The organism is Streptomyces sp. NBC_00464 (assembly GCF_036013915.1).
GTDB lineage: Bacteria > Actinomycetota > Actinomycetes > Streptomycetales > Streptomycetaceae > Streptomyces.
Map to the genome: position 1 here is coordinate 2,684,587 of NZ_CP107899.1, position 20,319 is coordinate 2,704,905.

Sequence of the window (20,319 nt, forward strand, 5' to 3'; positions counted from 1 at the left end):
CCCGGGACGGCCGCTCGGCCGCTGTCGTGCAGTGCTGCCGGATCAGATCCAGCCCAGTTCCCACAGCCGCCAGATGCCGGTGCCGTCGGAGAGGTACTGCGATCCGGCGACGTCGGGCTTGGCGACGACGTAGTCCTTCTTCTGCCACAGCGGCACGAGCGGCACGTCCTCGCCGACCAGCTTCTGGAGCTTCTTGAAGTCGGCCGAGGTGCGGCTGCGGTCGCTGAACTGCAGCGTGTCGCTGATCAGCTGGTCCATCTTCTTGCTGGTGTAGCCGTTGTGAAGGCTGCTGTCGCGGCCGACGAGCGGCTGGCTGAAGGTGTCGGGGTCCGGGTAGTCCGGGAGCCAGCCGACGGTGTACATGTCGTACTTGCCGGCTGCGTAACCCTTCTGGAAGGCCGTCCACTCCACGGGCTTCACGGTGACCTTGAACAGCCCGTCCGCCTCCAGCTGGCGGCGGATCTCCGCCGTCTCCTTCGTGTACGCGTCGTCGTCGCGGTAGGCGAAGGTCACGTGCAGCGGGAGCTGCACACCGGCCTCCTGCATCAGCTGCCGGGCGCGCTTCGAGTCCGGCGCCGGGTACTGGTCGAAGAACGGGGTGCTGTGCCCGATGTAGCCCTGCGGGATCAGCGAGTAGAGCGGTTCGACGGTGCTCTTGTAGACGTCGCTCACCAACGGCGCGCGGTCGATGATCGCGGCGATGGCCTGGCGGACCTTCTTGTCGGCGAGCGGGGCGCCCGCGCGGACGTTGAAGACCAGGTTGCGGATCTCGGCGCTGTCGGCTTCCGTCACGCGCTGGTTGACGTCGGCGGTGTCCAGCTCGGCCAGCGTGGACGGCGGGAGCTGACGGTGCGTGACATCGACCTGACCGGACTTCCAGGCCGCCAGGAGATCGTCCGACTGCTTGTAGTAGCGCACGGTGACCGGACCGCCGGTGCTCTTCAGTGCGCCCTTGTACTTCGAGTTCGGTACGAGTTCCGCGGAGACGCCCGGCTCGTACGACTTCAGTACGTACGGCCCGGAGCCGGTGACCTTGTTGTCGGTCTGCAGCTTGTGCTCCGAGTAGGAGTCCTTCTCGACGATCGAACCCGCACCGGTGGCGAGCTTCTGCGGGAAGGTCGCGTCACGCGCCGAGAGATTGAAGGTGATGGTCCGGCCCTCGGCCACCACGTTCTTCAGACTGGGGAAGAGAACCGAGGGACCGACGTCCGTCTTGATCTCCATCATCCGGTCGAAGGAGTACTTGACGTCCTCGGCGGTGATCTCCTTGCCGTCGGAGAAGGTCAGGTCGTCCCGGAGCTTGCACTGGTACGTCTGCAGCTTCCCGCCGATGAAACCGCAGCTCTCGGCGGCGTCCGGCTCGGGGACGATCGCCCCGGACTTGAACGTCATGAGCGACTGGTAGACGTTGCTGTACATCGCCCACGAACCCGCGTCGTACGCGCCCGCCGGGTCCAGCGAGGTCACCTCGTCGGTTGTGCCGACCGTGACCGGATCACTCTTCCCCTCATCCGAGGGAAGCAACTGCCAGGCGACGACGCCTGCGATGACCAATACCGCGAGAATCGCGAGAATCCGTAGCCGGATCGACCGCATTGCCGTGCTCTCCCTTAACAGCCCCACCTCGGTGTCGCGCTCAGATACGCAGATCACCGCACGTTCGCGCTCAGCCAAGCACACGATTTTCACATCTGGAAGAGGAAATCAGAGGCTCATAGGCTTTTGTTCGTTAGTTGAAACCTTGGGCCGATAGGCCGAATACAGAGGGTTCATCACCGGTCACCCGAACGAGCCTTTCGGAGGTGTTCGACGGGGATTGTGACGGGCGAGGTGATTACGCCCGGCGGGACGCGAGCTCGACGACGGTGATGTCGGAGGGCGCACCGACGCGCACGGGCGGGCCCCAGGCGCCGGCGCCGCGTGTGACGTACAGCTGGGTGTCGCCGTAGCGTTCGAGCCCGGCGACCGTGGGATTGGACAGTTCCGCGATGTAGTTGCCCGGCCAGAGCTGGCCGCCGTGGGTGTGCCCGGAGAGCTGGAGGTCCACGCCGTGCTCGACGGCCTCGTCGATGACGACGGGCTGGTGGGCCATGAGGACGGCGGCGCGGTGACGGTCCCGGTCGCCGAGGGCCCGGCCGAAATCGGGGCCCTGCCCTTCACTCTCGCCCGCGATGTCGTTGACCCCGGCAAGATCGAATCCGTCGATCTCGACGCGGGCGTTCTCCAGCGGGTGCAGGCCCAATTCCCGTACGTGATCGACCCATTCGGCGGCCCCCGAGTAGTACTCGTGATTGCCGGTGACGAAGAACGCGCCGTGCCGGGAGCGGAGCCGGGCGAGCGGTTCGGCGGCCCGGCCGAGATCGGCTACCGATCCGTCGACCAGGTCCCCGACGACCGCGATCAGGTCGGGCTGGGTCCGGTTGACCGTGTCGACGATCCGCTGGGTGTGGGCGCGGCCCAGGACCGGGCCCAGGTGGATGTCGCTGACGACGGCGATCCGGAAGCCGTGGGCGGACCGCGGCAGCCTGGCCAGCGGGACGGTGACGCGCTTGACGCGGGGGCCGCGCAGCACTCCGTAGGCGCCGTAGCCGGTCGTGCCGAGCCCGGCGACGGCGGCGGCGCCCCCGACGGCCCGCGCGACGAAGAGACGGCGCGAGGGGGCGGCGGGGTCGGCGGGGATGGCCGCGAGGGCTGCGGGGGTCGGCGGGGCTGCGGTCGTGAGGGCGGACGCGTGTGCGGCGGGGGCCGGTTCGGCGGGCACGGCCTCCGGCTCCCGGGCCACCCCCTCCGGGGATGCGGCGGCCCGACGGGCGAGCAGCCGTCGCAGCAGCGGCCTTGCCGGCTCCCCGGCCAGCAGGGCGAGCGTCAGATAGAGCAGGGCCGCCAGCCAGAGATAGCCGGGCCAGGCCAGCACCTGCTGAAGCCGGAAGGGTGCCCCCGTACGCCCCGAGACCAGGGCGCCGACGCTCAGCAACGGCAGGACGTACGCCGCCACCGTGCCGGCCCGGCGCAGGGGGCTGCCGGCTTTCGTCGTGTCACCGACGAAGCGGCGCCACACATAGCGGTGCACGGCGGCCAGCAGCGCGAGCACCGCGACCGCCACCAGAGCGAACCCCATGACCGCCACGCACACTCCCCCGACTCGTTCGTCCGCAATTGCCCCGCTTCCGGCCGCGGCCGGAAGTGGACGTGCTACGCGCCTTGCCTGCGCAGGGCCCTGACGCCGCGGAACCCGATCACTCCCACTGCCGTCCCCAGGAGAAAGGACGTGATGGCGAGCAGCAGATGCACCCAGAAGTAGGCAGTCGGGTCACCCGCGTCGTCGAAGGCGAGACCACTGCCGTCTTTCCATAGGTTTTTTACGAAAGTGACCCAAATGAACCAACTCCACACCCCGAAAGCGAGCAGGAACCAGGAGACGGGGCGGCTGAGCTTCATGGAATCAGTATCTCCGCCCCCCTCCGGCCGCTCCGCCCGGGGTGGGCTGTCCCGGCGGTACGCACGGCGGGTCATACCTCCGGTATCCATATTCAGATCAACTGCATGTACGTTTTCGACCGTGCCAGCTCTCAAGAAGGCCGCGCTGTCGGTCACCTCTGCCGCTTTGCTGTCCGTTTTCCTCGTGAGTCCCGCGTCGGCGACCAGTCAGGACACCGCGGACGACGAGCCGAAGCCGCCCACCGGCATGTCGCAGGTCGGTGGCGCGCAGCTCGGCCGGAGCGGGACCCAGGTCAATCTCGGCGCCGGTGCTCCGGTCCTGCCGAAGGATCTGACCGGCAGGTCCTGGATGGTCTCGGACGCGGAGACCGGCGACATCCTCGCCTCCCACAATCCGCACTGGCGGCTGCCTCCGGCCTCCACGCTGAAGATGCTCTTCGCCGACACGGTGATGCAGGCGCCGACGCTCCAGCCGAAGACCCGTGAGTACACGGTGAAGGACGAGGACCTCGCCGGTATGGGTGAGGGCAGCAGCCTGGTCGGGGTGAAGGAGGACCTCAGCTACACGGTGCACGACCTGTGGCTCGGGGTCTTCCTGCGTTCGGGCAACGACGCGGTGCATGTGCTGGCCTCGATGTACGGGGGCGTCCCCAAGACCGTCACCGACATGCAGACGCACGCGGTGGAGCTCCAGGCCCTGGACACCACGGTGGTGTCGCCCGACGGGTACGACGCGCCCAAACAGGTCTCCAGCGCGTACGACCTCACGCTGTTCGCCCGCAGCGGGCTCCAGAAGGCGGACTTCCGCGAGTACTGCGCGACCGCCACGGCGCAGTTCCCCGGTGAGCAGAAGAAGGGCAAGAAGCGCGAGAGCTTCGGCATCCAGAACACCAACCGGCTGCTCACGGGGGCCGACGGCGTCACCGCGTACAAGGGCATCGCGGGTGTCAAGAACGGCTACACGACGCACGCCGGGAACACCTTCACCGGCGTCGCCGAGCGCAACGGCAAGGTGCTGCTCGTCACCGTCATGCACCCGTCGTCCAGTGAGACGCACGCCGTCTACAAGGAAGCGGCGAGCCTGCTCGACTGGGGCTTCGCCGCCAGTGGCAAGGTCACCCCGGTCGGCGAACTCGTTCCGCCGAAGTCCGCCGAGACCGGGACGGATACGGGGACGGGTACCGGCACGGGCAAGGGCGCCCAGGCCGACAAGCCGGCCGCGAACAAGGGCGGGAACGGCCCCCAGACGACGAAGGCCGCCGCGGCCACCGACCGCACGAGCGGGGTCGGGATCGCCCTGGGCATCGTCGGCGGTGTCCTGGTGCTGGTGGCCGGGGCGGCGTTCCTGGTCAACCGGCGCTGGCCGCTGCCGGACCTGGTGCGCCGCCGTCCCCGCCGCTGAGGGTGCTGCCACCGGCCTTTCCGCCGCTGAGGGTGCTGCCACCGGCCTTTGCGTCGGCTTTCCCGTCCGCGTCGGACACGGAGTCCGCCTCCGCGTCCGACGCCGGTCCGGCCTCGCCCTTGCTCGGTGTCGCCGTCCAGGCGGCGCAGAACAGCAGCAGTTTCGCGGTGAAGTTGATCCACAGCAGGAGTGCGATCGGTACGCCGAAGGCGCCGTACATGCTCTTGGAGGCGACGCCCTGCATATAGCTGCCGAGCAGCAGCTTGAGCAGTTCGAAGCCGACCGCGCCGATCAGTCCGGCGACCAGAAGCCGGCGCCGCGGCGGTTCGACACCGGGCAGCAGGGTCAGCAGATAGAGCAGCAGCAGGAAGTCGGCGATCACCGCCACCGCCAGGGCCGCGATCCGCAGCAGCACGCCGCCCGCGCCGTCCTGCGGGATGTTGATCAGATCGGCGACCCGCCCGACGGCCACGGAACCCACCGAGGAGATCGCCAGGGTCGCCAGGGCCGCCCCGCCGAGCCCGAACAGCACCCCGGCGTCCTTGAGTTTGCGGATGACCGGGTTGCCCTGGTCCAGGTCGTCCCTCTCCCAGACGGCACGCAGACAGTCCCGCATCGAGCCGATCCAGCCGATGCCGGTGAAGAGCAGCAGCGCACCGGCCACCAGCCCGACCGTCCCCGCGTGGGCGACCAGATTGTCGATGCCGAGCTGATCGGAGATGCCGGGCACCTGCTCGGCGACCTTGTCCTCGATCTTGTCCAGCTGCTGGTCCGAGAGCAGCGCCGCACCGATCGCCGCGGCGACCGCGATCAGCGGGAAGAGCGCCAGGAAGCTGATGAACGTGATCGCCGCGGCGAGCCTGGCCCAGTGGACCCGCTCCAGCGTTTCGTAACTGCGCCAGAGATGCGTCTCCATCAGCCAGGAGACGAGCGGCCCGATGACGGGGAGTTTTTTCAGCCAGTCCATGTCGTACGCCTACCCTCCCGGACGCCGAAATCAGGCCTCCCGTCCGCAGCGTAGAAGATGACACCTCTCCAATCACCCATTTCGGTGAGTGTTGTAACAAATCCCTCAAAGGTGTTTTCTCGGGCGATACGGTCACCCTCATGTCTGTCGACACCGTGTCCCTGACCGGCTGGGGCCGTACCGCCCCGACGACCGCGCTGCGCTTCCACCCCCGTAGTTACGAGGAGGCCGTCGCCGCGGTGCGCGGCTGCGGGCCGCGCGGCTCGATCGCCCGCGGCCTGGGCCGGGCGCACGGCGACGCGGCGCAGAACGCCGGGGGTTCCGTCCTCGACATGACGGGTCTCGACCGGATCCGCACCATCGACGCCGGGGCCGGCCTCGTGGTGTGCGACGCGGGGGTGAGCCTGCACCGGCTGCTGGAGGTGCTGCTGCCGCTCGGCTGGTTCCTGCCGGTGACGCCCGGCAGCCGGTACATCACGGTGGGCGGGGCGATCGGCTCCGACGTCCACGGTCACAACCACCGCACCGCCGGCTCCTTCTCCCGCCACGTCACGGAGTTCGAGCTCCTCACCGCGGACGGCGGGATCCGTACGGTCCGCCCCGGCACCCCGCTCTTCGACGCGACCGCGGGCGGCCTGGGCCTGACCGGAGTGGTCCTCTCGGCCACGCTGCGGTTCCATCCCGTCGCGACGTCCCTGATGTCGGTGGACACCGAACGGGCCCTCGATCTCGACGACCTGATGACGAGACTGGCCGCCGGCAGCCGCCGCCACCGCTACGCGTCGGCCTGGGTCGACCTGACCGCACGCGGCCGGTCGACGGGACGCGGCGTCCTGACCCGGGGAGAGCACGCGCCCCCGCACATGCTCCCGGCGCACGCCCAGCGCACGCCGTTGGCCTTCCGCCCCACCGCGCCGCCCCTCGCACACTCCCTCGTACCGGACCTGGCACCGGGGCCCGGCATCGGTCCCGCCGGGCTGTTCGGCCGCATGTCCGCCGCCGCGTTCAACGAGCTCCGCTACCGTCGCGCGCCCCGGTCCCGCACCGGTGAACTCCAGCGGATCTCCACGTTCTTCCACCCCCTGGACGCCGCGCCGCACGCGCCCCGGATCCACGGCCGGGGCGGCTTCGTGCACTACGAGTTCGCCGTCGGGGACAGGCGGGCGGAAACACTGCGCCGGATCGTCGGGCAGGTCTCGCAGCGGCGCTGCCCGTCGTACCTGGCCGTGCTCAAACGGTTCGGCCCCGGCGATCCCGGCTGGCTGTCCTTCCCGGAAGCCGGCTGGAGCCTCGCCCTCGACCTGCCCGCGGCCCTGCCGGGACTGGCCCGCTTCCTCGACCGCATGGACGAGGAGGTGGCGGCGGCGGGCGGCCGGGTCTGCCTGACGGCCGACTCCCGGCTGCGGCCCGACGCGCTGGCCGCGATGTACCCGCGGCTGGGTGAATTCCGGCAGCTGCGGGCCGAGTTGGACCCGAACGGGGCGTTCCGCTCGGACCTTTCGCGCCGGCTCTCCCTCTGACCTCACTCCGCTGTCCCGCTGGTCTCCCGCTGCCGGCGCGACGACCGCCGCCCCGCCACGCGCCCCCAATTCCGCCTTCAGTAAGGAGCGTTCTCGTGAAGGATGCCTTCGGTGCCCCGCAGTCCCTGCTCATCCTCGGCGGCACATCGGAGATCGGGCTCGCCACCGCACGCCGCCTGATCGCCCGCCGCACCCGCACGGTCTGGCTGGCCGGACGCCCCTCCCCCGCCCTGGAGTCGGCCGCGGCCGAACTGCGCGGCCGGGGCGCCTATGTCCGTACCGTCGACTTCGACGCCCTGGACACCGAGTCCCACGAGACCGGCCTCGGCAAGATCTTCACCGAGGGCGACATCGACATGGTCCTCCTCGCCTTCGGCATCCCCGGCGACCAGGAGCGCGACGAGGAGGAGCCGCTCGCCGCGGTCCGGGTCGCCCAGACGAACTACACGGGGGCCGTCTCCGCCGGGCTGGTGTGCGCCGGCGCACTCCAGGCGCAGGGGCACGGGTCGCTGGTGGTGCTCTCCTCGGTGGCGGGGGAGCGCGCCCGGCGCGCGGACTTCATCTACGGGTCGAGCAAGGCGGGTCTGGACGCGTTCGCGCAGGGGCTCGGGGACGCCCTGCACGGGACGGGCGTGCATGTGATGGTCGTACGCCCCGGTCTCGTCCGGCCGTCGACCGCACCGGCCGGGTCCGGCGCGGCGGCGGCCCAGGCGCCGCTCGCGATGATCCCGTTCACCCGGACCCCGCTCGTGACCACGCCCGACGCGGTCGCGGAAGCGATCGTGACGGGGCTGCGGAGGCGTTCGGAGACGGTGTGGGTGCCGGGGGCGCTGCGGGCCGTGATGTCGGCACTGCGGCACGTGCCGCGGCCGCTGTTCCGGCGTCTGCCGGTCTGAGCGGACGGCCCGGACTTCCCTCAGGTGTGGAGCGAGGGCTCGTCCACGGAGCTGCCGTTCTGCGCGGGCACGGCGGGGCCGGCGCCGCCCGCTCCGAACGGGAACTCGTTGATCTTGCGCCAGACGCTGTCCACGCCCTGCTCGTACAGGGCGAAGGAACCGCAGGTCCAGGACGCCTCGTAGTCGCTGAGCTCCGCGTAGGCCCGGTCCATCGCCGCTTCGGAGATGCCGTGCGCCACGGTCACATGCGGGTGGTACGGGAACTGGAGCTCGCGCACCAGCGGCCCGGAGGCGTCCCGGACCCGCTTCTGGAGCCAGGAGCACGCCGAGGCACCCTCGACGACCTGGACGAAGACGACCGGCGAGAGCGGGCGGAAGGTGCCCGTGCCGGACAGCCGCATCGGGAAGGGACGGCCGCCGGTCGCGATCGCGGCCAGATGCGCCTCGACCGCGGCCAGGTCGGCCGCCTCCGCCTCGGTCGGCGGCAGAAGGGTGACGTGGGTGGGAATGCCGTGTGCGGCAGGGTCCCCGAAGCTCGCGCGCCGCTCCTGGAGCAGGCTGCCGTAGGGCTCCGGGACCGCGATCGAAACGCCGAGCGTTACGGTCCCCACGTCGTTCTCCTCAATCCTCGATGGTCTGTTTTCAGCCACTGACAGCCAATGCTCTACGCCGCCAGTGTGCCGCCTGTGGAGGTCCTGACGCCAGGGTCCTTGGACTCAGTGCTTGGCGGACAGAAGGCCCATCCGCTCGTAGGTCACCGCCAGGGTCTCGGCGGCGACGGCCCGTGCCTTCTCCGCTCCCTTGGCCAGGATGGAGTCCAGCGTCTCGGTGTCGTCGAGATATTCCTGGGTGCGGTCGCGGAACGGTGTGACGAAGTCGACCATGACCTCGGCGAGGTCGGTCTTCAGCGCACCGTAGCCCTTGCCCTCGTACTTCTGCTCCAGGTCGGCGACGGACGTGTCGGTGAGGGTCGAGTAGATGGACAGCAGATTGCTGACCCCCGGCTTCTCGGCCGGATCGAAGCGGATCACGGTGTCGGTGTCCGTGACGGCGCTCTTCACCTTCTTGGCGGTCGTCTTCGGCTCGTCGAGGAGGTTGATCAGACCCTTGGGGTTCGCCGTCGACTTGCTCATCTTCGCGGACGGGTCCTGCAGGTCGTAGATCTTCCCGGTCTCCTTGAGGATGTACGGGTCCGGCACGGTGAAGGTGTCCCCGTAGGTGCCGTTGAACCGCTCGGCGAGATTGCGGGTCAGCTCCAGGTGCTGGCGCTGGTCCTCGCCCACCGGGACCTGGTCGGCCTGGTAGAGCAGGATGTCGGCGACCATCAGCAGCGGATAGGTGAAGAGCCCCACCGTGGTGCGGTCACTGCCCTGCTTGGCCGACTTGTCCTTGAACTGCGTCATCCGGGACGCCTCGCCGAATCCGGCCAGGCAGTTCATGACCCATCCGAGCTGGGCGTGCTCGGGCACATGGCTCTGGACGAAGAGCGTGCAGCGCTCCGGGTCCACCCCGGCGGCGAGCAGCTGGGCGACGGCGAGCCGGGTGTTGGCACGCAGCTGTGCGGGGTCCTGCGGGACGGTGATCGCGTGCAGGTCGACCACCATGTAGAAGGCGTCGTGGGAATCCTGCAGGGCCACCCACTGGCGGACCGCGCCGAGGTAGTTGCCGAGGTGGAACGAGCCTGCGGTGGGCTGGATTCCGGAGAGCACACGGGGACGTTCAGAGGCCATGAAGTCATTGTCTCAGGTGCGGAACCGATCTCGGGCAGCCGGTGTAAGAAAGGTGTGAGGACGCAGGAGGGCCCCTGCGGACGGGCCGGAAGCCCTCACGGCAGCGGACGACGCGGGCGCGCCGTGAAGTGAAGGTTTCCTCGTGGGAGATCCGACCGACGATACAAAGTGGGCACCATCCCAGCCCGGGCCGCACGACGAACGGAGATCCCGTGTCGACCACGGAAACCGCCATCGCCTCCGCCGAGGCGCACAGTGCGCACAACTACCACCCGCTGCCCGTCGTCGTCGCGACGGCGGACGGCGCCTGGATGACCGATGTCGAGGGCCGGCGCTACCTCGACATGCTCGCCGGTTACTCGGCGCTCAATTTCGGCCACGGCAACCGCCGACTCATCGACGCGGCCAAGGCACAGCTGGAGCGGGTGACCCTCACCTCACGGGCCTTCCACCACGACCGCTTCGCCAACTTCTGTACGCAGCTCGCCGAGCTGTGCGGCATGGAGATGGTCCTGCCGATGAACACCGGGGCGGAGGCCGTGGAGACCGCGGTGAAGACCGCCCGCAAGTGGGGCTACCGGGTCAAGGGCGTCCCGGACGGGATGGCGAAGATCATCGTCGCCGCCGACAACTTCCACGGCCGGACGACGACGATCGTCAGCTTCTCCACGGACCACGAGGCGCGCGCGGACTTCGGTCCGTACACACCGGGGTTCGAGATCGTGCCGTACGGGGACCTGACCGCGCTGCGCGAGGCCATGACCGAGAACACCGTGGCGGTGCTGCTGGAGCCGATCCAGGGCGAGGCCGGGGTGCTGGTCCCGCCGCCCGGCTATCTCCCCGGGGTCCGGGAGCTGACCCGCGAGCGGAACGTGCTGTTCATCGCGGACGAGATCCAGTCGGGCCTCGGCCGGACCGGGAAGACCTTCGCCTGTGAGCACGAGGGTGTCGTGCCCGACATGTACGTGCTCGGCAAGGCGCTGGGCGGAGGCGTGGTGCCGGTGTCGGCGGTGGTGTCGTCGGCGGCGGTGCTGGGGATCTACCGGCCCGGGGAGCACGGCTCGACGTTCGGCGGCAATCCGCTGGCGTGCGCGGTCGCGCTGGAGGTCATCGCGATGCTGCGCACCGGTGAGTACCAGCAGCGGGCGGCGGAGCTGGGCGAGCACCTTCATCAGGAGCTGGGCCTGCTGGTGGGCGGCGGCGCGGTCGAGGCGGTGCGGGGCCGTGGGCTGTGGGCGGGCGTCGACATCGATCCGGGCCGCGGCACGGGACGGCAGATCTCCGAGAAGCTGATGGACCGGCGGGTGCTGGTGAAGGACACCCACGGTTCGACGATCCGCATCGCCCCACCGCTGGTGATCAGCAAGGAGGACCTGGACTGGGGGCTGGAGCAACTGCGCGAGGTGTTGCGGGGCTGATCCCTGAGGGATCGCGCGCCCCCGCCAGTAGAGTCCCCGTGTGCTCCTGGGGATGATCTGCGCGCTCGCTTCCGCGGTCTGCTTCGGCACGGCCTCCGTACTTCAGGCCGTCGCCGCGCGGGCCGCCAGCGAGCCCGGGGCCGGTGCGGGGGTGGATCCGGCGCTGTTGCTGCGGGCCCTTCGCCAGTGGCGGTACGTGGCCGGGCTCGCCCTCGACGGCCTCGGTTTCGTCTTCCAGATCATCGCCCTGCGTTCCCTGCCCATCTATGCGGTGGGCGCCGCCCTGGCCGCGAGTCTCGCCGTGACCGCGGTCGTCGCCGCCCGGCTGCTCGCGGTGCGGCTGAGCACCACCGAGTGGACGGCCGTCGCCGTGGTCTGCGCGGGCCTCGGCCTGCTGGGGCTCTCCTCCGGCGAGGAGGGGCAGGCGGCCGGATCGGACGCGCTGCGCTGGTCGATGCTCGGCATCGCCGTCGCCGTCCTGCTGACCGGCGCCGCGGCCGGCCGGCTGCCCGAGCGGGCGCGCGCCCTCGTCCTGGGACTCGGTGCGGGCTGCGGTTTCGGGGTGGTGGAGGTCGCCGTCCGGCTGATCGACGACGTGTCACCGTCCGCGCTCGTGACCAATCCCGCCGTCTACGCGCTGCTGGTGGGCGGCGGTTCCGCGTTTCTGCTGCTCACCTCGGCGCTGCAGCGCGGTTCGGTGACGACGGCCACGGCCGGGATGGTGCTGGGCGAGACGATCGGGCCCGCGCTGGTGGGGGTCATCTGGCTCGGGGACCGTACGCGCGACGGACTCGGCTGGCTCGCGGTCACCGGCTTCGCGGTGGCCGTGGCGGGAGCGCTGGCCCTGGCCCGGTTCGGCGAGGCCCCGGCGGACACTCCGAAGCCCGCGCTTCCGGGCGGCGTACATCCGTAGGACCCGTCACGGCAGGATCCGGCAGAGGGCGTCCAGTGCGCCCGCCCAGGCGCTGTCGGTCGGCGTTCCGTAACCGATGACCAGCGCCTCGCGCCGCACCTCGGCGTCCGGGTGCCGGAAGAAGGACAGCCCCTGCACGGCGAGCCCCTGCCAGGCCGCTGCCCGAACCACCTCGGCCTCGCTGCCCTCGGGAAGTTCGAGCACGGCGTGCAGCCCGGCGGCGATCCCGCTGACCCGGATGGCGGGGGCCCGCTCCGCCAGGGCCGCGACCAACTGGTCGCGGCGGTTGCGGTAGCGCAGCCGCATGGAGCGCACATGCCGGTCGTACGCGCCGGAGGCGATGAACTCCGCCAGGGTCAGCTGGTCCAGCGCGCTCGACGCCCAGTCGCTCCAGCCCTTGGCCTCGGTCACCTCGCCCACCAGCGACTGCGGCACCACCATCCACCCCAGCCGCAGCCCCGGCGCCAGTGACTTGCTGGCCGTCCCCAGGTACACGACGCGTTCGGGGTCCAGTCCCTGGAGTGCGCCGACCGGCTGGCGGTCGTAGCGGAACTCCCCGTCGTAGTCGTCCTCCAGGACCAGCCCGCCGGTGCTACGCGCCCAGTCGACCGCCGCGGCCCGCCGGTCGGGGTGGAGCGGCACCCCGGTCGGGAACTGGTGAGCGGGTGTCAGGAGCACCGCGCCCGCGCCCCGCATCCCGTTCAGTTCACCGGTCCGGGAGCCGAGTCCGTCGAGCGGCAGGCAGGGGGTGCGCAGCCCGGCACCGGTGAGCAGGCCCGTGTGCGGGTCCAGTCCGTACGACTCGACGGCGACCTCGCGCACCCGGCGCTCCCGCAGCACCGCGCCCATCATCCTCAGCCCGTGGACGAAGCCGGCGCAGACCATGATGCGTTCGGGTTCCGCGTACACCCCGCGGGCCCGTGCCAGATAGTCGGCGAGCACGGTGCGCAGCTCGATGCGGCCGCGCGGGTCGCCGTATCCGAAGGCGTCGTTGGGCGCGCGGGTGACGGCGCGGCGGGCCGCCTTCAGCCATTCGGCGCGCGGGAACGTGGCCAGGTCGGGCGAGCCGGGCATCAGGCTGTACGCGGGACTGCTGCGGGGCGGCCGGGTACGCGGCGTCCTGGTGGCGGACGGGCGCGGCTCGGACCGCTGCGCCACCCGGGTGCCCGAGCCCTGCCGGGCGGTGAGCCAGCCCTCGGCGACCAGTTCCGCGTAGGCGTCGGCGACGGTGTTGCGGGCGATGCCCAGGTCGGCGGCGAGGGTCCTGGACGAGGGCAACCGGGTCCCGGGCGCCAGCCGGCCGGTCCTGGCCGCCTCCCGCAGGGCGTCCATGAGACCGGTCCGCAGCCCGCTCGATCCGGTCAGGTCGAGGTGCAGGTCGGCACCGAAAGTGGCCCAGGGATCCGTCATGGAAATGGACCATACAGGTGCGCCACTGACCGCGTAGCGTCATATCCATGACGACGAACGAGAACAGCCCCACGACCTCCGAGTACACCGCCGAGCACACCCCGCGCATGCAGTGGACCCAGCACGCCCCCGACGTCTACAAGGCGATGGCCCGCATGGACGGCGCCGCCGCCAAGGGGCTCGATCCGGTCGTGGCCGAGCTCGTGAAGATCCGGTCCTCGCAGCTCAACCACTGCGCGTTCTGCCTCGACATGCACACCAAGGACGCACTCGCCGCGGGTGAGTCCGTGCAGCGGATCGTGCAGCTCAGCGCCTGGGAGGAGTCGCAGCACTTCTACACGCCGAAGGAGATCGCGGCGATCGAGCTGACCGAGGCGGTCACCGTCCTGACCGACGGCTTCGTGCCCGACGAGGTGTACGCGAAGGCGGCCAAGCACTTCGACGAGACCGAGCTCGCCCACCTCATCGCCGCGATCATCGCGATCAACGCCTGGAACCGGTTCGCCGTGACCACCCGCATGGTCCCGGGCCACTACACGCCCGGCGACCACTGATCCAGGCACCGCCACCCCGCACCACCCACCTCAGGAGCCTTCCGCGATGACCGCGTCCGACCTCCGCGCGCTGCACCTCAGCCGCACTCCCGGCGATCCGCTGGTCCTCCCCGGCCCGTGGGACGCCGCGAGCGCCCGCGTCCTGGCGGACGCGGGGTTCCCCGCCCTGGCCACCCCGAGCGCGGGGATCGCGGCCTCGCTCGGATACGAGGACGGGGCCACGCCCGCTGCCGAGATGTTCGCGGCGGTGGGGCGGATCGCCCGCGCCGTCTCCGTACCCGTGTCGGCCGATATCGAGGCGGGGTACGGGCTGGCGCCCCGGGAGCTGGTGGAGCGGCTGCTCGGCGCCGGGGCCGTCGGCTGCAATCTGGAGGACACGGTGGACGGGGTCCTGGTGGACGCCCGATGGCAGGCGGACCGGCTGGCCGAGGTGCGGGCGGCCGCCGGGGACAAGCTGTTCGTCAACGCCCGGGTGGACACGTACGTCACCGGGGTGCCGGAAGGCACGGACCAGGAGGCCGAGACCGTGCGCCGCGCGCTGCTGTACGTGGCGGCGGGCGCCGACGGCGTCTACCCGATCATGGCGCCGCCCGAGGCACTCCCCCGCCTGGCCGCCGCCGTACCGGTGCCGCTCAACGCCCTTGCCCGGCCGGACGGTCCGGGTCCGCGGCGCCTCGGCGAACTGGGCGCCGCCCGGGTCACGTTCGGTCCCGGCCTCCAGCGCCGCGCCATGGCGGCCCTGGGCGAGTTCGCCACCGGGCTCCGCACGGCCTGAGGACCCCCGAACCGGAAACGCCACCGCCCCCGGCAGCGACTGCTGCCGGGGGCGGTGGCGTCCGTGTGTCCCTGGGGGACGGACGGATCAGATCAGGCCGAGCTCGCGAACCGCGTCGCGCTCCTCGGTGAGCTCCTTCACCGACGCGTCGATGCGCGCACGGGAGAACTCGTTGATGTCCAGGCCCTGGACGATCTTGTACGTGCCGTTCTCCGTGGTGACGGGGAACGAGGAGATGATGCCCTCGGGGACGCCGTAGGAGCCGTCCGACGGGATACCCATCGAGGTCCAGTCGCCCGCGGCGGTGCCGTTGACCCAGGTGTGCACGTGGTCGATGGCGGCGTTCGCGGCCGAGGCGGCCGAGGACGCGCCACGGGCCTCGATGATCGCGGCGCCGCGCTTGGCGACGGTCGGGATGAAGGTGTCGGCCAGCCAGGCCTCGTCGTTGACGAGCTCGGCGGCGTTCTTCCCGGCGACCTCCGCGTGGAAGATGTCCGGGTACTGGGTGGCCGAGTGGTTGCCCCAGATCGTCAGCTTCTTGATGTCGGAGACGGCGGCACCGGTCTTGGCGGCCAGCTGCGAGATCGCGCGGTTGTGGTCCAGACGGGTCATCGCGGTGAAGCGGTCCGCCGGTACGTCCGGGGCGGCGGCCTGCGCGATGAGCGCGTTGGTGTTGGCCGGGTTGCCGACGACGAGGACCTTGATGTCGTCCGCGGCGTTGTCGTTGATCGCCTTGCCCTGCGGCTTGAAGATGCCGCCGTTGGCGGAGAGCAGGTCGCCGCGCTCCATGCCCTTGGTGCGCGGGCGGGCGCCGACGAGCAGGGCGACGTTCGCACCGGCGAAGCCGACGTTGGCGTCATCGGTGATCTCGATGTTGCGCAGCAGCGGGAAGGCGCAGTCGTCGAGCTCCATCGCGGTGCCCTCGGCGGCCTTCAGCCCCTGCGGGATCTCCAGGAGACGCAGGTTGACCGGCACGTCCGGGCCGAGCAGGTGGCCGGAGGCGATGCGGAAGAGCAGCGCGTAGCCGATCTGGCCGGCTGCGCCGGTCACGGTGACATTCACGGGAGTGCGGGTCATGGCGATCTCCGTTAGACAGCTGGCGGTGGGGGCTCCTGGCCCCGGGTGCTGGACATCCCTGAATCTTGATGTGAAGAGATATCCAGCGATCAGGCTATCCGACCCGGAACCCCTCGGCCGCCCACCCCCCTGTGGCACCGCACACAACCGGTCACTCCCCGCTCACCCGGCTCCGCGACCCCGGCGGGCGTGCGGGCGTGAGCGGGCGTGCGGGCGTGAGCAGGCGTCCGGGCGTGACGCCCTTCCCCTTACCCGGCCGCTTCGACCGTGCACCCCTTCGTGCCGGAGGCGAGCGTGGCGCACGCCTCGACGTCGGCGATCCGCTTCACGGCGACCATCGGGGTGTACGCGGCCGTGGTCGCGTCCGCCGTTCCGTTCTGCCCCGCGTCGCCCGCGGTGATCTCCACGACGTCGCCGGGGGCCGCCTTGGTGATCCGGGCCCACGCCGCCGCGCAGGTCTCGCTGTACCGGACCTCTATGACGCTCGTACCGACGGTGGCGCTGGAGAGCGTACGGACGTGCTCGCCGCCGCAGCCCATGTCCTCGGGGTCCTGGCCCGCACACGTGGAACCGCTGCACTCGACCCCGGCGGGCAGCGGCGGAGCGCTGGTCCTCGGCGTCGGGGAAGGCGTGGTCACGGCCCCGGCGCCCTTGGAACCGCCGCCCAAGCCGATCAGCAGCACCACCCCGGTGACCACGAGCAGAACGCCCACGACGACCGCCACGATCACGGCCGTCCTGCGGCCGCCCCCGGCCGTGCCCCGTCCGCCGTCACGGCGCGCGGGCGGCTGCGGTCCGCCGATGCCGGCGACGAAGGCCACGGCGGGCGGCAGGCCGTGCCCCGGGGCGGAGTCCGGCCCGGCCTGCGGCTGCTGCGGCACCCGCGGAAGGGAACCGCGCTGGGCCGGCACGGACGGTGAGCGGCCCTGGCCGGGCCGTGCGCCCCCCGCCGTACCGACGGCGCCGGAGGGGCGGCTCCTGCCGTGTCCGCGCGGACCCCCGGCCTCGTCGAGCGCGGCCCGCGCCTGGGTGATCCGGATGGCCTCCATCGTCATGTCGTGGCGCATCTCGGCGCGGCTCCAGGCCCGCTCCGCCAGCTCCCACATGGTGTTCAGATGGGCCTGGTCGGTACCGGTCGCCTCGGCGAGCGCGGCAATCGCACCACGGGGAGCGAGCAGCCGGCCGTTCAGATACCGCTCCCACGACGTCTTGCTGTAGCCCGTGCGGTCGGCCAGCGCGGCGATGCTCAGGCCGCTGCGGTCGACGAGTCTGCGCAGCTGGCCGGTGAACTCCCGGATCTGTGGGTCGAGCTCCTCCGGCAGTGCCTTCCAACGAGGCATCAATTCCCCCTACTTACCGCTACCGCTACCGCTGACGACTCGCTGCTTGTGCGTCCCGTTCGGTCCGCCCGGATTCCGCTGCGCCGCGCACGGTCTGCCCCGCTGTCCGAACCGGTGGTCTTCCGTTCCGGACTACCCAGGTAGATGCGCGAACGCAGACTGCCAGTTCCTGGGGAGGGAGCGCACGGTGGCACTCGGGCGTCCGGGCGCCCGCTCGCACGCCCCGCCCATGGCGGCCGGGTCAGTCTGCCACCGTTGCCCAGCGATCACACCGTGGCGGAATGGTCACTTCCGTGCCACAGGCCACAGTCATCCCTTGAACCCTCGATCCCCGTCAACAAGGCTGGAGTCAGGACGGGGCAAGGCCGCTCAAGTCGCCGCTTTCCGGAGCTTTTCGCTCCGGTGCGCCCCGCCCCGGTGTCCGTCCCTTCTCGGGGGAGGGGACGGACACCGCTCGGCGGACCGTGTCAGCGGATCGTGAAGTGGACCGCGTCCTCCAGGAGCGGGATGTCCAGCCACGGCTTGGGCTGCGCCATGAGCGACAGCATCACGATGAGGACGCCCAGCAGTCCGTACGTCACCAGGTCGGTGAAGCGGGAACGCACCGCGAGCATGCCCACCGACGGGACCACGAGCCGCAGGACCGCGCCCCCGATGAGCGCCACGCCGATCAGGATCGTGCCGATCCGGAAAGCCTCGGCGAAGGGGTCGGCGGCCACGATCAGCAGACCGGCCCCGGCCGTGCAGAGCACGGCGAGCAGCGGCCACTGACGGGCGGGCGCGGGGGCGTCCCCGCCCGCCGCCCGGCCGCCGCCCTCGGGGCGCGCGGTGTCCCGGGTGAACGACGGGAAACGCCGCGACCGGCGCGCCGCAGGAGACGCGGAAGCCCCTTCGGGACCGGGTTCCGGGTGGCTGCCGGTGCGGCCGTCCGGACCGTCGGCAGGCCCCTCGGCCGCATCTGCGGCCGGGGCGTCGGTCACGCCCGCGGCCGCGGCGTCAGCCGTGCCTTCTGCCTGCTCGTCGGCCGGGCCGGTCGCCGAGGCGGCCCGGTCGGCCGGACTCGTACCAGCACCCATGGGGTTCCTTCCGGATCGGATGAGCCGGCTCAGACGGCGTCGGCGGCGTCGGCGTCGCGCTCGGCGGCCTCGACGACATTGACGAGCAGCTGGGCGCGGGTCATCGGACCGACACCGCCCGGGTTCGGCGAGATCCAGGCGGCGACCTCGGCCACGCCCGGGTGGACGTCGCCGACGATCTTGCCGTTCTCGTCCCGGCTGACGCCGACGTCGAGCACGGCCGCGCCCGGCTTCACGTCCTCGGGCTTGATGATGTGCGGCACGCCGGCGGCGGCGACGATGATGTCCGCCTGGCGGAGGTGGGAGGAGAGGTCACGGGTACCGGTGTGGCACTGGGTCACCGTGGCGTTCTCGGACTTACGGGTCAGCAGCAGCGGGATCGACCGGCCGATGGTGACGCCGCGTCCGACGACGACCACGTGCGCGCCGTTGATCTCGACACCGTGGTGACGCAGCAGCTGCACGACGCCCTGCGGGGTGCAGGGCAGCGGGCCCTGCTCGTTGAGCACGAGCCGGCCCAGGCTCATCGGGTGCAGGCCGTCGGCGTCCTTGGCCGGATCCATGAGTTCCAGGACGCGGTTGGTGTCGATGCCCTTGGGCAGGGGCAGCTGCACGATGTAACCGGTGCACGCGGGGTCGGCGTTGAGTTCGCGGACGACGTCCTCGATCTCCTCCTGCGTGGCGGTGTCGGGGAGTTCGCGCTGGATCGAGCCGATGCCGACCTGGGCGCAGTCCTTGTGCTTGCCGTTCACGTACCACCTGCTGCCCGGGTCGTCCCCGACCAGCAGGGTTCCCAGGCCGGGGGTGATACCCCGGGCCCTGAGGGCCGCCACGCGGACGGTGAGATCGGACTTGATCGCGGCTGCGGTGGCCTTGCCATCGAGAATCTGGGCAGTCATGGGGACATTCTCGCGGATGCCCCGCCCACGGACCAATTCCGGGTACGGGGCGTGGACAGCTGATTGCACTTGCACAACACATAGAGCGACCGACTGGACAAAAAGATGATGTCAAGACCACGATTAGCCGCGCAGTACGCGGACAGTGTCGGGGGGACAGACCGTTTCAATTGCGCAGCATTCCTCCGCGCGGACCGCTTCGTCCCCGCATATTTCACAACGGAGGAATCTCGCCATGAGCAACGGCGACCCGAACAACCCCTACGGCCAGCCGCAGCAAGGCGGGCAGCCCGGCTACGGCTATCCCCAGCAGGCCCCGCAGGGCGTGCCTCAGCAGGGCTACGGCTACCCCTCCGCACCGCCGGTCAATCCCCAGTTCGGCGCCGGCTTCGGCGGCGTTCAGGAGATGCCGGGCGGTGTGAAGGCAGCGCGCGTCATGCTCTACGTGATCGCGGGCTTCCAGCTGATCGGCATGATCCTCATCATCCTCAGCGCCGTGGCCGTGAACGCTGCGAAGAACGACGAAACCCTGAAGGACGACGTCCAGTTCCAGCAGCTGGCCGACTACTCCTCCAGCGCGCTGTGGGCCATCGCGGCGCTCGTCCTGGTGTGGGGCGCCCTCGCCGTGTTCCTCGCCGTGAAGTTCGGCAGTGGCGGCAACGGAATCCGCATCTTCGCCATCGTCTTCGCATCGATCACCGCGCTGCTGGGGCTGTACCCCTTCATCGTCGTCGGCCTGGTCCACACGGTTCTCTCCGTGCTGATCATCGTCTTCGTGGCGAAGTCGGACGGCGGCTCCTGGTTCAACCGCGGGCAGCAGCAGCAACACCAGTACTGATCCGGCCGTCGCGGGAACCCCAGCGTCACCCGCGACCGCGATCCGCTCCGGAACAGGAACAGGCCG

At 70.9% G+C, this 20,319-nt stretch carries 19 protein-coding genes; 8 read left to right on the forward strand and 11 right to left on the reverse strand.

Annotated features, from left to right (window positions below):
• Nucleotides 1-42: 42 nt before the first annotated feature.
• From OG912_RS11665 to OG912_RS11675, 3 genes are all read right to left on the reverse strand, one after another.
• Entirely contained in the window at nt 43-1,596 is a 1,554-nt protein-coding gene (locus tag OG912_RS11665) for an ABC transporter substrate-binding protein (protein ID WP_327713395.1), read from the reverse strand.
• 238 nt (nt 1,597-1,834) lie between these two features.
• Nucleotides 1,835-3,118 (reverse strand): metallophosphoesterase, encoded by a 1,284-nt coding sequence (locus OG912_RS11670; RefSeq protein ID WP_327713396.1) that lies wholly within the window; start codon nt 3,116-3,118, stop codon nt 1,835-1,837.
• 74 nt (nt 3,119-3,192) lie between these two features.
• A complete protein-coding gene (locus OG912_RS11675) occupies nt 3,193-3,438 on the reverse strand; it encodes an SCO4848 family membrane protein (RefSeq protein ID WP_326738216.1) in 246 nt (81 codons plus the stop codon).
• Nucleotides 3,439-3,559: 121 nt separating this feature from the next.
• Here OG912_RS11675 and OG912_RS11680 point away from each other — a divergent pair, with 121 nt between their 5' ends.
• On the forward strand, nt 3,560-4,840 hold the full coding sequence (locus tag OG912_RS11680) for a D-alanyl-D-alanine carboxypeptidase family protein (RefSeq protein WP_327709303.1): 1,281 nt from the start codon (nt 3,560-3,562) through the stop codon (nt 4,838-4,840).
• Here OG912_RS11680 and OG912_RS11685 read toward each other — a convergent pair.
• Nucleotides 4,788-5,807 carry a YihY/virulence factor BrkB family protein gene (locus tag OG912_RS11685; protein ID WP_327709304.1) on the reverse strand — a complete coding sequence of 340 codons (1,020 nt, stop codon included), beginning with the start codon at nt 5,805-5,807 and terminating at the stop codon, nt 4,788-4,790. The genes OG912_RS11680 and OG912_RS11685 overlap by 53 nt on opposite strands.
• A gap of 140 nt (nt 5,808-5,947) precedes the next feature.
• Here OG912_RS11685 and OG912_RS11690 point away from each other — a divergent pair, with 140 nt between their 5' ends.
• Together OG912_RS11690 and OG912_RS11695 are read left to right on the forward strand one after the other, a co-directional pair.
• The gene (locus OG912_RS11690; RefSeq protein WP_327709305.1) at nt 5,948-7,327 is read left to right on the forward strand and encodes an FAD-binding oxidoreductase; all 1,380 of its coding nucleotides are present in this window, start codon (nt 5,948-5,950) and stop codon (nt 7,325-7,327) included.
• 95 nt (nt 7,328-7,422) lie between these two features.
• Nucleotides 7,423-8,223 carry a decaprenylphospho-beta-D-erythro-pentofuranosid-2-ulose 2-reductase gene (locus tag OG912_RS11695; protein WP_326738212.1) on the forward strand — a complete coding sequence of 267 codons (801 nt, stop codon included), beginning with the start codon at nt 7,423-7,425 and terminating at the stop codon, nt 8,221-8,223.
• Between the two features lie 20 nt (nt 8,224-8,243).
• Here the strand turns inward: OG912_RS11695 and OG912_RS11700 are convergent, their stop codons facing one another.
• Together OG912_RS11700 and trpS are read right to left on the reverse strand one after the other, a co-directional pair.
• Complete coding sequence (locus OG912_RS11700; RefSeq protein ID WP_327709306.1) at nt 8,244-8,834, reverse strand: 2'-5' RNA ligase family protein; 591 nt, start codon at nt 8,832-8,834, stop codon at nt 8,244-8,246.
• Nucleotides 8,835-8,939: 105 nt separating this feature from the next.
• Entirely contained in the window at nt 8,940-9,953 is a 1,014-nt protein-coding gene (gene trpS / locus OG912_RS11705; RefSeq protein ID WP_327709307.1) for a tryptophan--tRNA ligase, read from the reverse strand.
• 212 nt (nt 9,954-10,165) lie between these two features.
• Between trpS and rocD the strand changes: the two genes are divergently transcribed.
• The gene (rocD, locus tag OG912_RS11710; protein WP_327709308.1) at nt 10,166-11,371 is read left to right on the forward strand and encodes an ornithine--oxo-acid transaminase; all 1,206 of its coding nucleotides are present in this window, start codon (nt 10,166-10,168) and stop codon (nt 11,369-11,371) included.
• A gap of 52 nt (nt 11,372-11,423) precedes the next feature.
• A complete protein-coding gene (locus OG912_RS11715; protein ID WP_327713397.1) occupies nt 11,424-12,284 on the forward strand; it encodes a hypothetical protein in 861 nt (286 codons plus the stop codon).
• 6 nt (nt 12,285-12,290) lie between these two features.
• Here the strand turns inward: OG912_RS11715 and pdxR are convergent, their stop codons facing one another.
• Nucleotides 12,291-13,694 (reverse strand): MocR-like pyridoxine biosynthesis transcription factor PdxR, encoded by a 1,404-nt coding sequence (gene pdxR / locus OG912_RS11720; RefSeq protein WP_327709309.1) that lies wholly within the window; start codon nt 13,692-13,694, stop codon nt 12,291-12,293.
• A gap of 47 nt (nt 13,695-13,741) precedes the next feature.
• On the opposite strand from pdxR, the gene OG912_RS11725 reads away from it, so the two are divergent.
• The gene (locus tag OG912_RS11725) at nt 13,742-14,248 is read left to right on the forward strand and encodes a carboxymuconolactone decarboxylase family protein (protein ID WP_148020315.1); all 507 of its coding nucleotides are present in this window, start codon (nt 13,742-13,744) and stop codon (nt 14,246-14,248) included.
• A 46-nt stretch (nt 14,249-14,294) separates the two neighbouring features.
• Nucleotides 14,295-15,023, forward strand: a complete 729-nt coding sequence (locus OG912_RS11730) for an isocitrate lyase/PEP mutase family protein (protein WP_327709310.1) — start codon at nt 14,295-14,297, stop codon at nt 15,021-15,023.
• An 87-nt stretch (nt 15,024-15,110) separates the two neighbouring features.
• Here the strand turns inward: OG912_RS11730 and OG912_RS11735 are convergent, their stop codons facing one another.
• The 4 genes from OG912_RS11735 to OG912_RS11750 form a co-directional block, all read right to left on the reverse strand.
• On the reverse strand, nt 15,111-16,100 hold the full coding sequence (locus OG912_RS11735) for a malate dehydrogenase (RefSeq protein ID WP_326738206.1): 990 nt from the start codon (nt 16,098-16,100) through the stop codon (nt 15,111-15,113).
• 248 nt (nt 16,101-16,348) lie between these two features.
• Nucleotides 16,349-17,440, reverse strand: a complete 1,092-nt coding sequence (locus OG912_RS11740) for a helix-turn-helix domain-containing protein (RefSeq protein WP_327709311.1) — start codon at nt 17,438-17,440, stop codon at nt 16,349-16,351.
• A gap of 467 nt (nt 17,441-17,907) precedes the next feature.
• A complete protein-coding gene (locus tag OG912_RS11745; protein WP_327709312.1) occupies nt 17,908-18,516 on the reverse strand; it encodes a DUF3017 domain-containing protein in 609 nt (202 codons plus the stop codon).
• Between the two features lie 29 nt (nt 18,517-18,545).
• Entirely contained in the window at nt 18,546-19,415 is an 870-nt protein-coding gene (locus OG912_RS11750) for a bifunctional methylenetetrahydrofolate dehydrogenase/methenyltetrahydrofolate cyclohydrolase (RefSeq protein ID WP_327709313.1), read from the reverse strand.
• 235 nt (nt 19,416-19,650) lie between these two features.
• On the opposite strand from OG912_RS11750, the gene OG912_RS11755 reads away from it, so the two are divergent.
• The gene (locus OG912_RS11755; protein ID WP_327709314.1) at nt 19,651-20,253 is read left to right on the forward strand and encodes a hypothetical protein; all 603 of its coding nucleotides are present in this window, start codon (nt 19,651-19,653) and stop codon (nt 20,251-20,253) included.
• Nucleotides 20,254-20,319 lie beyond the last annotated feature (66 nt).

Bases quoted from the DNA above. Each gene is read 5' to 3' on its own strand.
- OG912_RS11665 (WP_327713395.1), bottom strand. From the start codon at position 1,596: ATGCGGTCGATCCGGCTACGGATTCTCGCGATTCTCGCGGTATTGGTC.
- OG912_RS11670 (WP_327713396.1), bottom strand. From the start codon at position 3,118: ATGGGGTTCGCTCTGGTGGCGGTCGCGGTGCTCGCGCTGCTGGCCGCC.
- OG912_RS11675 (WP_326738216.1), bottom strand. From the start codon at position 3,438: ATGAAGCTCAGCCGCCCCGTCTCCTGGTTCCTGCTCGCTTTCGGGGTG.
- OG912_RS11685 (WP_327709304.1), bottom strand. From the start codon at position 5,807: ATGGACTGGCTGAAAAAACTCCCCGTCATCGGGCCGCTCGTCTCCTGG.
- OG912_RS11690 (WP_327709305.1), top strand. From the start codon at position 5,948: ATGTCTGTCGACACCGTGTCCCTGACCGGCTGGGGCCGTACCGCCCCG.
- trpS (WP_327709307.1), bottom strand. From the start codon at position 9,953: ATGGCCTCTGAACGTCCCCGTGTGCTCTCCGGAATCCAGCCCACCGCA.
- OG912_RS11715 (WP_327713397.1), top strand. From the start codon at position 11,424: ATGATCTGCGCGCTCGCTTCCGCGGTCTGCTTCGGCACGGCCTCCGTA.
- pdxR (WP_327709309.1), bottom strand. From the start codon at position 13,694: ATGACGGATCCCTGGGCCACTTTCGGTGCCGACCTGCACCTCGACCTG.
- OG912_RS11725 (WP_148020315.1), top strand. From the start codon at position 13,742: ATGACGACGAACGAGAACAGCCCCACGACCTCCGAGTACACCGCCGAG.
- OG912_RS11730 (WP_327709310.1), top strand. From the start codon at position 14,295: ATGACCGCGTCCGACCTCCGCGCGCTGCACCTCAGCCGCACTCCCGGC.
- OG912_RS11735 (WP_326738206.1), bottom strand. From the start codon at position 16,100: ATGACCCGCACTCCCGTGAATGTCACCGTGACCGGCGCAGCCGGCCAG.
- OG912_RS11740 (WP_327709311.1), bottom strand. From the start codon at position 17,440: ATGCCTCGTTGGAAGGCACTGCCGGAGGAGCTCGACCCACAGATCCGG.
- OG912_RS11745 (WP_327709312.1), bottom strand. From the start codon at position 18,516: ATGGGTGCTGGTACGAGTCCGGCCGACCGGGCCGCCTCGGCGACCGGC.
- OG912_RS11750 (WP_327709313.1), bottom strand. From the start codon at position 19,415: ATGACTGCCCAGATTCTCGATGGCAAGGCCACCGCAGCCGCGATCAAG.
- OG912_RS11755 (WP_327709314.1), top strand. From the start codon at position 19,651: ATGAGCAACGGCGACCCGAACAACCCCTACGGCCAGCCGCAGCAAGGC.